This is a genomic window from Brakhagea baltica (assembly GCF_052161605.1).
Taxonomy (GTDB): domain Bacteria; phylum Planctomycetota; class Planctomycetia; order Pirellulales; family Pirellulaceae; genus JBKCUI01.
Genome location: NZ_CP197409.1, coordinates 3078869 through 3092117 on the forward strand (window position 1 = coordinate 3078869; position 13249 = coordinate 3092117).

The 13249-nt window shown below is 52.1% G+C and carries 10 protein-coding genes; 7 read left to right on the forward strand and 3 right to left on the reverse strand.

The window, feature by feature from the left end:
• Nucleotides 1-31: 31 nt before the first annotated feature.
• The 6 genes from SH449x_RS11390 (at nt 32) to SH449x_RS11415 (ending at nt 8554) form a co-directional block, all read left to right on the forward strand.
• On the forward strand, nt 32-922 hold the full coding sequence (locus SH449x_RS11390; RefSeq protein ID WP_482381459.1) for a YybH family protein: 891 nt from the start codon (nt 32-34) through the stop codon (nt 920-922).
• Nucleotides 923-962: 40 nt separating this feature from the next.
• The gene (locus SH449x_RS11395) at nt 963-2321 is read left to right on the forward strand and encodes a hypothetical protein (RefSeq protein ID WP_482381460.1); all 1359 of its coding nucleotides are present in this window, start codon (nt 963-965) and stop codon (nt 2319-2321) included.
• 148 nt (nt 2322-2469) lie between these two features.
• On the forward strand, nt 2470-4830 hold the full coding sequence (locus SH449x_RS11400) for an arylsulfatase (RefSeq protein ID WP_482381461.1): 2361 nt from the start codon (nt 2470-2472) through the stop codon (nt 4828-4830).
• On the forward strand, nt 4830-6374 hold the full coding sequence (locus SH449x_RS11405; protein ID WP_482381462.1) for a DUF1254 domain-containing protein: 1545 nt from the start codon (nt 4830-4832) through the stop codon (nt 6372-6374). The genes SH449x_RS11400 and SH449x_RS11405 overlap by 1 nt, the downstream gene beginning before the upstream one ends.
• A 304-nt stretch (nt 6375-6678) precedes the next feature.
• Nucleotides 6679-6996: a hypothetical protein gene (locus tag SH449x_RS11410; RefSeq protein ID WP_482381463.1), complete on the forward strand. Its 318-nt coding sequence runs from the start codon at nt 6679-6681 to the stop codon at nt 6994-6996.
• A gap of 37 nt (nt 6997-7033) precedes the next feature.
• The gene (locus tag SH449x_RS11415) at nt 7034-8554 is read left to right on the forward strand and encodes an esterase/lipase family protein (protein WP_482381464.1); all 1521 of its coding nucleotides are present in this window, start codon (nt 7034-7036) and stop codon (nt 8552-8554) included.
• Here SH449x_RS11415 and SH449x_RS11420 read toward each other — a convergent pair.
• The 3 genes from SH449x_RS11420 to SH449x_RS11430 all read right to left on the reverse strand — a co-directional run bounded on the left by SH449x_RS11420 (nt 8523) and on the right by SH449x_RS11430 (nt 12396).
• The gene (locus SH449x_RS11420) at nt 8523-9752 is read right to left on the reverse strand and encodes a DcaP family trimeric outer membrane transporter (RefSeq protein ID WP_482381465.1); all 1230 of its coding nucleotides are present in this window, start codon (nt 9750-9752) and stop codon (nt 8523-8525) included. The two genes, SH449x_RS11415 and SH449x_RS11420, sit on opposite strands and share 32 nt — an antisense overlap.
• 83 nt (nt 9753-9835) lie before the next feature.
• A complete protein-coding gene (locus SH449x_RS11425) occupies nt 9836-10654 on the reverse strand; it encodes a transporter (RefSeq protein WP_482381466.1) in 819 nt (272 codons plus the stop codon).
• A 269-nt stretch (nt 10655-10923) separates the two neighbouring features.
• Nucleotides 10924-12396, reverse strand: a complete 1473-nt coding sequence (locus SH449x_RS11430) for an L-serine ammonia-lyase (RefSeq protein WP_482381467.1) — start codon at nt 12394-12396, stop codon at nt 10924-10926.
• Between the two features lie 105 nt (nt 12397-12501).
• Here SH449x_RS11430 and SH449x_RS11435 point away from each other — a divergent pair, with 105 nt between their 5' ends.
• On the forward strand, nt 12502-13188 hold the full coding sequence (locus SH449x_RS11435; protein ID WP_482381824.1) for a redox-sensing transcriptional repressor Rex: 687 nt from the start codon (nt 12502-12504) through the stop codon (nt 13186-13188).
• The last annotated feature ends 61 nt before the right edge of the window (nt 13189-13249 follow it).

A 13249-nucleotide genomic window follows, 5' to 3' on the forward strand; every position in this document is an offset into this window, starting at 1 on the left:
TACACCCTTCTCAGGAGATGTTATCGTGTTCATGAAAAAATTAGTCCTTGCCATAGCAATTGTGGCTGCTGGGCTAGGAGTATGCGGGGCGCAGGAAGTTCAGCGACAGGCCGAAAGTGATGCCGCTATACGAAAGGCCGTTGATGCTTATGTGGCTGCATTCAACAAACGAGATGCCAAGGCATTGGCAGCTTTGTGGTCCCCAGAGGCGGTGTACACGAACCCCTTGAGCGGCGAGGAAGTCGTTGGTCGTGATGCCATCGAGAAGCAGTTCATCGGTATCTTCGCGGAGTTAAAACAGGTGAAATTAGAAGTGAGCACATTATCGATTGGCTTTGTATCACCGAACGTCGCCGTCGAGCAAGGAACGGCCAAAGTCATTGTTCCCGAGGAAGAACCGGATTTAACGCAATACACTGCCGTCTACGTTAAGCGCGGTGAGGAGTGGCTTCTGGATCGAATGACGGAGGAAGGCCTTCCCAATTTTCTTTCGCATTACGAACACTTGAAGGATCTCGAATGGATGGTCGGGAACTGGGTCGACCAGGACGAGGAAGCAACGGTGGCTACCGAGTGCAATTGGACGAAAAACAACAACTTTTTAACAAGATCTTTCACCGTTCAAGTAGGGGATCAGATCGACATGGCCGGTATGCAATTCATCGGCTGGGACCCTGCAGAGAAAAAGATTAGGTCGTGGGTTTTCGACTCCGATGGTGGATTTGCCGAAGCGGTCTGGAAGAAACAAGGCAACCAATGGCATGTCCATCAGACAGGTGTGCTACCAGATGGTCGTAAGTCATCGTCAGTCAATATCATAACTTACATCGACGAAAACACCTGTACTTTGCAAGCGGTGAATCGTGTCGTGGACGGCGAGATATTGCCCAACATCGCAGAAGTCGAAATCAAGAAGCAATAGTTAGCACCCTACAATTCATTTCCAAACAACGAGTTCCAGTATGAAAAAAATAATTAGAGTTAGTCTCGCCGTTTTAAGTGTTGTCGCCTTTACCGCAGACTTCGCCATGGCCCAGCGCGGCCGTGGTGGTGGGGGACGTGCTGGCGGCGGCATGTCTAGAGGCGGCGGGTTCTCTGGTGGTAGCATGGCCAGCCGTCCTAGCCCAGCCATCAGCAGATCACCCTCGATGAGTCGCCCGAGCCCAGGCTATTCCGCCGGTGGAGTTCGTCCAGGAGCTGGTGCTCCGGGAGCCGGGGCTCGTCCTGGTGGCGGTACAGGCGCGCCGGGCGTTGGAACGAGACCAGGAACTGGCGCGCCAGTTGCCGGGGCTCGTCCCGGTGGCGGTATTGGCGCACCGGGCGCTGGGACTCGTCCAGGAGTGGGGGCTGGAGCAGGAGGACGCCCATCGGCCGGCGATCTACAAGGATTTCTAAATCTCGGACCATCGACTGGTGCTATTGGTGCGGGTCGACCTGGTGGAGCAAACTTGGGTGCCGCCGGCGGTGGTGCCGCTGCGGCGTTTTTGCAAGGTGGAGGCGTTGCTGGTCGGCCGTCGGCCGGGCAACTACCCGCTGCTGGCGAGCGTGGAAGCCGTGGTGAGAATCAAGCAGCGCGTTCCGAGAATCGCGCAGGCAACCAGGCGACTCGATCCGAGAATCGGGCCAGCAATCAAGCTGGGCGAGCAGAGAACAGGCAGCAATTACAAGACAATCGCGGGCAGCGAGCTGACGAATTGCGCAATCAAGTTTTGGACAATCATCCACGGCTCGACTTTTGGTCACAGTATCCTAACTGGGCGGCCATGCGAATCACTCGACCCTATCGATGGGCCACTTGGGGTGCAGTAACAGGCTGGGTAGGATACGGTGCAAGTGCTCCAGTATCCTACAACTATGGCGATAGTGTTTATTACGAGGGTGATACGGTTTATCAAGATGGGCAACCCATTGCTTCCTCCGAAGAGTACACGCAGCAGGCGGAGACCATCGTCGCGAGTGCACCGGCAGTCGCTTCAGCTGATGCAGATTGGCTACCGCTTGGCGTTTTTGCGTTGTCGCCTGACGGCCAGTCATCCGGTCCTACACCCTCGCTGTTTTTGCAGCTTGCGATCAGCAAAGAAGGTGTGATCCGTGGTACGTTGAACAACACAGCTACGGGGAAGACGCAGGATGTCGAAGGAATGGTGGACAAAAAATCTCAGCGATGCGCCTGGACGGTTGCGGGGCAGAGCCGACCCATTATGGAGACGGGCATCTCTAATCTGACACAAGATACTGCACCATCGCTAATCCATTTCAATGACGGTCAAACTCAGCAATGGCTGATGGTCCGTCTAGAAGAACCAAAGACTCCGCAGTAAAGGCCCATTGATTCACCAGCCTCTATTCGGTTGGCTTGCAACTACGTTACCTGCGGTGGCTCACAACCACCGCAGCACTTTTTTAGTTGAAGATCGTTGCAAACTCAACCTACTCGACAACACATCACTTCAGCCATAAAAGACTCTTATGAAACTCACGAGAATTTTAGCACTGTGCTGCATCACGGTCGCATGCTTCGTTTCAACATCACCGGCGCAACAAACCAACAGCTCGCCGGATCGCACTGTACTACCGATTACAGAACCATTGAGGCAACCGACGAAAGTATTGGATGTTCGCAATGCAACACCGCCGCCGCGGTTTGAAGTTAAGGCACCGCCGGGAGCACCCAATGTGCTGCTCGTGTTGATCGACGATCTTGGTTTTGCAGGTACATCGACGTTTGGTGGGCCTGTGACCACGCCCACCTTTGATCGCATCGCACGTTCGGGCTTGAGGTTTAACAATTTTCACACAACCGCCGTTTGTTCCCCAACACGCGCGGCTCTCAAGAGCGGTCGGAACCATCACGTAAACAATATGGGTGGGATCATTGAGACCGGCACCGCTTTCCCCGGTAACACAGGCCAGATACCACAGAACGTTGCCCCCTTAGCAGAAATGCTTCGCCTCAATGGATTCGCGACTGCCGCCTTCGGCAAGTGGCACGAAACAGCCGCTTGGGAAGCCAGCGCCGCCGGGCCTCTTGATCGCTGGCCCACCCACCAAGGTTTCGAAAAGTTCTACGGATTTCTAGGCGGGGAGACCAACCAATGGGCACCGTTCATTTACGATGGCACCCACCAAGTCGAGTTGCCCGAAGACCCGAGCTATCACTTCTTAACCGACATGACCGATCAAACGGTCGCTTGGATTCAATATCAAAAGGCGTTAACACCCGACAAACCATTTTTCGCGTACTATGCTCCAGGCGCGACCCATGCCCCGCACCACGTGCCAGCCGATTGGATCGCGCGTTGGCAAGGAAAATTCGATGGTGGGTGGGATGTGATGCGTGAGCAAATTCTAGCGCGTCAAATTGAACTGGGTGTGGTTCCCAAGGGAACGAAGCTCGCTCCCAAGCCAGAGGCAATTCCGGAGTGGGACACGTTGAGTGCAGATGAAAAACGCCTTTTTGCTCGTCAAGCAGAAACGTTCGCCGCTTTTGTCGAAATGACGGATTACGAAATTGGCCGTGTCATCGAAGCAATTGATCAGACCGGACAACTTGACAACACGCTGGTCATTCTCATCTATGGTGACAACGGCACCAGTGCTGAGGGTGGTCGCAATGGGATGTTCAGCGAGATGACCTACTTTAACGGCGTGCAAGAACAAGTTCCCGATATGCTCAAGTTCATCGACAAGTGGGGTGGGCCGGAAACCTATCCTCATATGGCCGCAGGATGGGCAGTGATGTTCGATACACCTTTCACATGGACCAAACAGGTTGCCTCCGATCATGGTGGGACAAAGGTTGGTACAGCAATTCACTGGCCCAAGGGGATCAAGGCTAAAGGGGAGCTGAGGAATCAATTTCACCACGTCATCGACATCGCACCAACGATTTTAGAGGCCGCTGGACTACCGGAACCCAAAGTCGTCAACGGTGTAACCCAGCGTCCGATGGATGGTATCAGCATGGCCTATTTGTTTGATGATGCGAACGACAAGGAACGGCATTCCACCCAGTATTTCGAAATGTTTGGCAATCGTGCCATGTATCAGGATGGCTGGTTTGCTCGTACCATTCATAGAGCACCCTGGGAGCCAAAAGCCCGTCGTTCCCTTGACGATGACTCTGCTTGGGAACTCTTTGATACCAAGAAGGATTTCAGTTTGGTGAACAACCTCGCTGCTAAGTATCCCGAAAAACTTAGGGAACTTCAGACGCTGTTTCTCGAAGAAGCAGAGAAAAACTTTGTCCTTCCCATTGACGATCGCTCTGTCGAGCGAGTCAATGCTGAGCTCGTCGGGCGTCCAGACTTGATGGCTGGTCGCACCTCGTTGACTCTTGCCGAAGGCATGACCGGGATGAGCGAAAATGTTTTCTTGAACATCAAGAACAAATCGAAAACCATCACAGTAGAGGTTGAAGTACCTGAGAGCGTGACGGCAAACGGCACAGTGATCGCCCAAGGAGGTCGCTTTGGTGGCTGGTCACTTTATGTGAAGGACGGAGTTCCTGGCTATCACTATAACTTCCTAGGACTAGAGCAATTCACTGTGGCTTCAAGCGAAAAATTGTCATCTGGAAAATCTACCATTCGATTGGAATTTGACTATGACGGTGGAGGAGTCGGTAAAGGCGGGGCCGCGACTTTGTTTGTTAACAACAAGAAAGTGGCCGAAGGGACGATTTCCCGAACACAGCCGATGATCTTCTCCGCAGATGAAACCGCTGATGTCGGTATCGATTTGGCGACTCCTGTCGTCGAAGCCATCGGTGCCGAACGAAAGTCTAAGTTCACTGGTCGGATTCCCAAGGTCACGATCGAGGTCAAGTGATGGATGCCAAGACACAACAGATGAGACCTCTTGCGAAACATGCGTTTTACCTATGTTTTTTGAGCGTTATTTCCAGCAGCGTGGTTTCTGACCAAGTTATTGCGCAAGAGGCAAGTACCACCAAGTTTCCCACTCCAGTTCCCCCGGGAATTGCGATACCAGACAAGGTGGAGACTCGGTTGGGAACACTCGAGTTTTTTGATGGATTCCCCAAAGATAAGACATGCGAAATACTCTTTGACAATCTTGATTTCCAACGAGCGGTTCAATCTTATCTATTGGCCATTCCTGCGGTGAACCAAGCGGCAATGCGTAGGGCGTTACTGCAATGGGGACCAGCTAATACGACCATGCCGATTTGGGAGGATCTCGTCTTTCCTCGTACAGTCGGCCTGACTTTTAATACCAGTACGCCCTATTGTTGGATGTGGATTGATCTGCATGCAGGCCCTTTGGTGGCAGAAGTGCCACCTGGGGTTCTTGGTGCTATCAATGACCATTGGTACCGCTGGGTCGTCGATGTAGGTGTGACCGGTCCCGACAAAGGACAAGGTGGCAAGTATCTCATCCTCCCGCCGAACTACGCTGGCGATGTACCGGATGGATATCATGTCGCGCAAGCCCAGGCTTTTGAGATGTTCTTGGCATGGCGGACGTTTCCCGACCAGACTGGCAATTTGAAACCAGCCGTCGCAATGACAAAAGAACGAACCAAAGTTTACCCCCTTTCACAAGCGGACAATCCGCCGGCGATGAAGTTTGTGAACATCTCTCCCGAGCCATTTGTGACGGTCGGACCGGGCGACTACCAGTTTTGGGAATTGCTAAACCATGTCGTCCAATCCGAGCCTCCGTACACCGGAGATCCTGTGATGCTTGGTTTTTTTGCTTCGATTGGGATTGAGCATGGAAAACCTTTCGAGCCCGATGCCAGAATGAAAAAGATTCTTGCCGAAGCCGCAGTGGTGGGTGATGCAACAGCGAGAGCACTCACTTATCGGATGCGTGATAAGGAGGCTTATTACTACGAAGGGAGCGCGTGGCGAACAGCTTTTCTTGGTGGTTATAGTTTTGAACGCGACGGCATCAAATTACTCGATTCGGCGTCTCAGTATTACTTCTATGCAACGGGTGTTACACCCGCAATGGAAGCCAAAATGGTTGGCTCAGGTTCTCAGTATGCGCTCGCGTTTGTTGATTCCAAAGGTCAGCCGTTAGATGGTAGCAAGACGTACAAGCTTCGCGTACCTGCAAGTGTTCCCGTCAATAATTTTTGGTCAGTAATCGCTTACGACAATCAAACCCGCTCTTTCTTGCAGACCGACCAAACTTGGCCATCAGTCACAAGCAATGATAAAGATTTTCACGTCAACGACGATGGTTCCGTTGAGATCTTTTTTGCACCCACGCGGCCCGAGGGAGCTAGAAACTTCATCCGCACCATTCCACATAAAGGCTGGAATGCGATCTTTCGACTGTACGGACCGCTAGACCACTGGTTCGATAGGAGCTGGCGGTTGGGTGAGATCGTTTTGATTGACTGACCATTGAAGGGTTAACTTTTGTAGATGTGCTGCTGAGTGAATTGCTTCCGGTAAAAGATGGTAAATTTAGCGAATGCTTCTGTAGATTTTATCTTGCAGTTGGATGAGACGTTGAATTGAACAGAACTTCGGATGGTATCTAGTCCCGTACTCAATAGTTTGCATTTTGCACAGATTAAACAGTATTTTGGGAAGGTACGTCCGCACACCACGAGTAGGAAAATAGATGACCTATCTTCCCTAATTGCTCTAATCGCATCATGTTGTAAATAGTTGCTGGCTCCCGTATGGGATTGTCGAAACCATGAGGAGTGTTCCGCCTCAGGAGGAGATGGAGTTGATCGCAAGGCCGCGAGCAAGCAATCTATCCTTCTTGAATCGATGTCAGCACTGGCATGGTCATGAATCCACTGTCGAGTCGCAGGATACAGACTATTCTGCTGGTGGTCATGATATCGATCTGCGTGGCAGGCTGTCGGATACACAACCAAGCCTGTTTTACAAAGCATCGATTTCTATCGTCGCAAAATACCGCACCTGTCATTTGGCCAACCGACGGGCCTTTAGCCCAACGTGCGGAACGCTTTCTCAAGCTCGCGAAATCTCTCAGCGAATCCGATGATGCAAGAAGTGTGGACTATCACTTTAAAGCCACCACCTTGAGTTGGTGCTCTTTAGCCAAGAACGCAGAGTTTATTACTCCATACCATCCATCATGGGATGTGTACCAGACGAGTCTCCAAGGACTCGTCGTCGACGCCGTTCGGTTTCAGCGTTTCGACCGTTGCGGAAATTTGAAGATTTATGAACCTAGTGGCCCGAATCTTATTCCCATTATCAGCTCCAGTTTGTATTGGCCAACAGAGCAATTACAGCGATTCCAAGCCCCAATCGAACCCAAGCATCCAGAACTGAATCGCTATTTTAGAAAATCTGGGTTGGGGGTGCCACTGGTTGCCTTTCGGGGCAAACCCACAGGACACGACATCGATCCGCTAGAAGGCTTTTTCCCGCAACAGTTGCCGCTGGCCTCCACCTTGGTCCTTCGAACGGTTGACCGTGCGCCGACCGAAGAACAGGCCGAGCAGTTCTTTGAAGAGTCAGAACAGTTCGTGATCGACCTAGTAAACCCCGTGAGGGTCAACTCAATTCAGATACAGTCCCGACATATTCCGATCGCCAAGGATATTAGTGCCCCTCTCGAGTATCAATTGCAAAATCGACCAACAAACCCTTTGGTGGGTTTTGTTCTTCCCGGAACTGGCAGCCAAAATGATGGGCTTAGGTGGATGGAGCCCTATCAGCCTGGAAAGATTCCCATCGTGTTTATCCATGGTCTGATGTCGGAGCCGACGACTTGGATGGATATGTTAAATCAGTTGAGGACGCTACCGTGGTTCAACGAACGCTATCAGGTTTGGGGGTTCAGCTATGCTACGGGAAGCCCATTCGTTACCTCAGCCATGAGGTTGCGAGAACAATGTCGAGAAGCCATTTCGCTCGTAGATCCGCAGGGAGAAGACCCTGCCTTGGATCAGATGGTCATGATTGGGCACAGCATGGGGGGCTTGCTCGCAAAGTTACAGATCGCCGATAGTCAGGATCGACTCTGGAATTCCATCTCGAACATTCCGTTCCAAAATATTCGGGCCACCCCAGATGCGAAACGGGAACTGGAAAGACGCTTGTTCTTTACCCCACAGCCACATGTGAAGAGGGTTATCTATATTGCGACGCCACATCAAGGCTCCTCGTTCGCATCACGTGGTACGGGCAGGCTCTTTTCTTCCTTGGTACAACCTGACGAAGAAGTCCTATCGTTTCATGAACGATTGATTCGCGATAACCCCAATGCTTTCACTGGGACTTTCAAGAAGCGAATACCGACAAGCATCGATTTGCTTGAACCGAGCGATCGTACATTACAAGCAATCTACGATCTGCCTGTACCATTTGATGTGCGACAACATTCGATTGTGGGGACAGGCGATGGACCATGGACACTAGGGCTGAACGACAGCGTAGTTCCCGTATCGAGCGCGAGGCATCGGTGCGCTGAAAGCGAACGCCAAGTAGCCGCGTGTCACACCAAGATATTGAAACATGAAGACACTATTGCCGAGGTGATCCGATTGCTCCACCAGCATCTTATGGAAGCAGAAACCCAAAGCTGGCCATGATTCGGCTGGCATCTTGTTCTGAACCATCACGATTGGCTCGAGAGCCCCATAGGCCTTCCACGCCGAAGAAAAGATATTCGGTTGGTTGGTGAATTAGGTTGACCGCCAAATACTGGATTCGACTGACACTGTCGGTCGGTTGCAACGACGAGTTATTGACATCCTCTTGGCTATACGTAACGTTCGTGAACCAACGTTTTGACCATGAGTGGTGCAAGCCCGTATACCAAGCGACCATTCCGAGTGGAGCACCACGGTCCAACGCGGCGGGTGCCAAATCCGGCAACTCACGGTAGCTTCCGATACCAGTCCCCCACAGGATCCCACCGTACATGCGATTCTTTGGGTTTAGGTCAATGAAACCTGTAGCATTCAAGCCTGAACCATTAAACTCGAGGGTTTCTCGGTCGGTAGGCTGATAGCCAATCCGACGAACAACCGAAGCGAGTTGCAATTGCATGTTATCCTCGGTGTAGCGAATCCGGGCGATCGCATCAGGTAAGATTCTCCGAGCCTCGCCAAAACTCAGAAATTGGGACTCTACATTAACTGGTGAGTCTTCGATCGCCGCTGCAATACTCCAACGTTCGTTGGGAAATTTGTGGCTCCATCGTACCTGTGCCTTGCGAGGACTGACACTAGCCACGTCACCTGTCAGATCAAGCGTGTTGGGTAATGCCGCACGATGTGCCAAGGTCGACCAGGTTTGGCCAAGAATCAGATTCCTATATTCGCCGTAAGCGTGACGTAGTCTCATTGAGTTTCCGTCCCCAAAGAAATCTCCCTCGACGAAGATCCGGATCGGCGCCTCGCCATCCAACGCTTGACGTTGCACGTCGAGGCTAAGTCTAGTTTGCCTAGCATGAAAACGGGAGTTGGTCCGCTGAGCCTCACCAATCGGGATGGTGATAGGATCAAAGAAATCAGTCGAATCAATCGCCCGAAAATCCCGAATCACATCGGTCTTTACGTAGCCACCCATCTTGGCTCGCCATGCACCGTTTTGAAACGATAGCCCCTCAAGAAAGTCTTTTGGGAAATCGTTGAAATTCAACTGCCCATGTTGCGCACGGTCTGACTCGGAAAAGAGGTTGGGATCAAAGAGAAAATTTGTGGTAGAGAAAGGTGCTAGAGGCCCGGAGGTTAAATCGTCACCGAGGATTTGCGACTCAGGGGCGAATCCTTGATCGTTTTGCATCGCTGGACAGGATTCAGAAAACAGAAAGAACACAAGCCCAAGGCAAGCACACCGAAAGCAAAATGCTGCGAGATGGTGGCACATCAAAATCGGATTCCCGTACCGACATTACATGCAAAGTTGGCAGCATCCTCGTTCAATCCCCAAAATAATCTCGTCCCGATCTCCATGTTGGGAGTAACCAGAAAATGCATACCTGGACCAAGGTAATGTTGTCGATACTCCTCTTCGCGCCCTCGGCTCAGCAAGCAGAAGTATTCGAGGTGGATATTGGCACGGTCGTTCCATATTGGTGCCTTGAGAACGACTGACGGAGCCCATTCCGTAAAACGATCTTCCTCCTCCGACAACATAAACCAACGCAGGCCCGTATCGAATTCCCATTCGTTGGCCAATGTCCAACCTCCTGCGTATTCGAGAGAAAGATCGGTATCGTTCGAGGGACCGCTGGTCGGAGTGTAGCCGGTTACCATAAGAGCGCTTGTTGGTAACCAACTGTCCGCTGTGGTCAACGCAATCTTTGCTCCATAGTTTAGGATGCCCTCTTCGCTTCTTTCGGTGCCCGCTGGAAGCAATTGGTGAAATTTTCCGATTTCATAGTTCCAGCCCATGCGCAATTCAAGCAATTCAGATACGCCATACCGCACTAAGAGGTCGGGGAACAAATGCCCTTCGTGCTCTGCGTTCTGGTCAAGAAAAGTATAGGATCCTTCTACAACCCATTTTTTATACTCAACAAGACGTGGCGACCGCGTAAACGAATCGCGGTCGGTCTCTATGGGGCTACCTTCCGTCTGAGAAGATAGGGTCTGACCTCTCAAGGGGATAGATCCAAAAGCAACCTCGAATACAACAATAATGCCGATATAAATAAAAGTTCGCATAGCAGTTTGAATCGACACTAATCATCTCCTCCATCTGGACCAAGAAAACACGTGCCAGAACGGGCAAGCGAAAACCTAGTCGTGGGAGCTATTGTGATCGGATAGCGACACCAGGATTATTTGCCCCAAACCGCAGGGGCGAAAAAGTCAACCTAGCTTATCTGTAAACACTTGTTTTGGGGCATTTTGAGCACGCTACTAAAAACCTGGCGATCGTCCGGACGCAATAGGTTTAGAGTTTTGCTTTCCTGCCATGCTTTTAATCGGAGAGGCGTCGAACCTGTCCGTTAACAGTCGACCACATTGACCGCTAAGCCACCGAGCGAGGTCTCTTTGTATTTGACTTGCATGTCGACTCCGGTTTGACGCATGGTTTCTATGACGCGATCAAGCGATACAAAGTGCTGTCCGTCTCCATATAGAACTGCCAGTCGCGCTGCATTAATCGCTTTGGTCGCACCCATCGTGTTTCGCTCGATACAAGGCACTTGGACCAATCCCGCGACGGGATCGCATGTTAGACCGAGATTGTGCTCCATACCAATCTCGGCTGCGTTTTCAATCTGTTCGATGGTTCCGTTCATGCACGCTGCTAGGCCAGCAGCAGCCATGGAGCACGCGACTCCAACTTCACCTTGGCAGCCCATCTCCGCTGCCGATAGCGATGCGTTGCGTTTGTAAAGCATACCGATGGCTGCTGCCGTTTTCAGGAAGCGGTGCATACCGACTCGGTTTGCTCCCGGCATGAAGAACATGTAATACGCAAGCACTGCCGGAACGACTCCAGCCGCACCGTTGGTGGGAGCGGTTACGATCTTGCCCCCGGCTGCATTCTCTTCGTTAACGGCTAGTGCAAATAGACTAACCCAATCGAGTTGCTGAAGTGGGTCGGTAAATGGGTAGCCCCCCTCTTTAAATTGAAGCAGATCACTAGCGCATTGCAGCGTGACAGGGGAGCGAGAAGTGAGTTGCCGGAAAATACGAGGGGCACGGCGGGGCACGCGGAGGGATCCTGGCAGCAAGCCACTGGTCTGGCAGCCTCGATCAATACATCGCTTCATGACATCCCACAGTGCATCGAGTTGTTCAGTAATCTCGGCATCTGACCTCATGATCCGTTCATTGGCATCAACGATTTGATCAATGCGTAGCCCTGAATGGCGGCACATGCCTAGGAGTTCTTCCGCCGATGTGAATGGATAGGGAAGACTAGTGGCCGCTTTGTCGGTGGCGTTGGACTTGTTGTTGATCAGCGCGAGTAATTCGGGGCGATCGTAGACGAAGCCGCCGCCGGTCGAGAAGTAATCTTCCTCGAGAAGGATTTGGCCAGGAGAGATAGAACTCTCCGAAGAGAGAAGCTGGAACTTCATCGCGTTGGGGTGTTCGGGCATCGTTTCATTTCGTAGCCAATGCACATCGCGAGCCTCCTCAAAAGCGATTGAGAAGCGTCCGGCCAGAGCAAGCTGATTCGTTGTCCGAATCGATTTGACAGCCAGAGCAATCTCTTCGGTTTGACTTTTGGCAGGCAAACAGCCCGCCAGACCGGACAGTATCGCACCATCGGTGGCGTGACCAACTCCCGTGAGGGCCAACGAACCGTATAGGCGAACTGAGATTCTGACATCTTCGGGAGCGAGGTTCTGATGAGCAGCCAGATCCGCCGCTTTGTTGGCGAATCGATTGGCGGCGACCATGGGGCCCATGGTGTGGGAGCTTGAGGGGCCAACACCAATTTTAAAGATTTCAAAGACGCTGTTCATGAGATAGGTTTCAATCGATTTCGCAGTTTGGCTCGGATCAACTATGCTGTGAGGCTTCAAAGAGTACCATCAGCGTGAGGGGAAAGAAACTCTGATGCCTTTCGAATTGTCGATTGGCCATCGCAGAGCCAGCAGTCACGGGGAGAATGCAGCATGACTTTTTCAGAAGCCACTATTAGCCGCCTCCCTCTCTATCTGCGCGAGCTCTTGCAAATGCAGCGGCAGGGAGAGCCGCGAGTCCAGAGCGGTGTGCTGGCCAAACGATTGGGGCTCAATGCGTCGCAGGTTCGTCGGGATCTATCAGGCTTTGGGCCCTTGGGCCAGCGCGGCGTTGGCTACGACGTGCGAGGGTTGATCCAGACGATTCAGCAAGTTTTGGGTAGCGATCGATCCTGGAACGTGATCTTGGTAGGGGTCGGGAACTTGGGACGGGCGTTGACGGGCTATCGGGGCTTTGCTCAGCAAGGTTTCCGGCTGGTTGGTGCGTTTGACATCGATCCGAGCAAAATTGGAGAGAAGCTAGGACGCATCAGCGTTATGCCTCTTTCGGAGCTAGAGGAGTTTGTGAGATCGGAGGGGGTTGAGTTGGCTATGATCGCGGTTCCGGCTGGGGTGGTGGGCGAGGTGACGAAGCGACTGGAGATTGCCGGCGTGACAGGCATTTTGAATTTTGCTCCTGTGATGGTCAGTAGCTCTGCCAGTCCGGTGACTGTGGTCAACGTCGACCTGGCCATTGAGCTTCAACGCTTGGCGTTTCAGGTGCTGCAGTCGCGAGACGAAACGGAAGGCTAGTCCTGTCGTTTTTGACAGCTCGGGTAGCACGGCGGGCGGATCTCTATCTCTAAGTCTATCC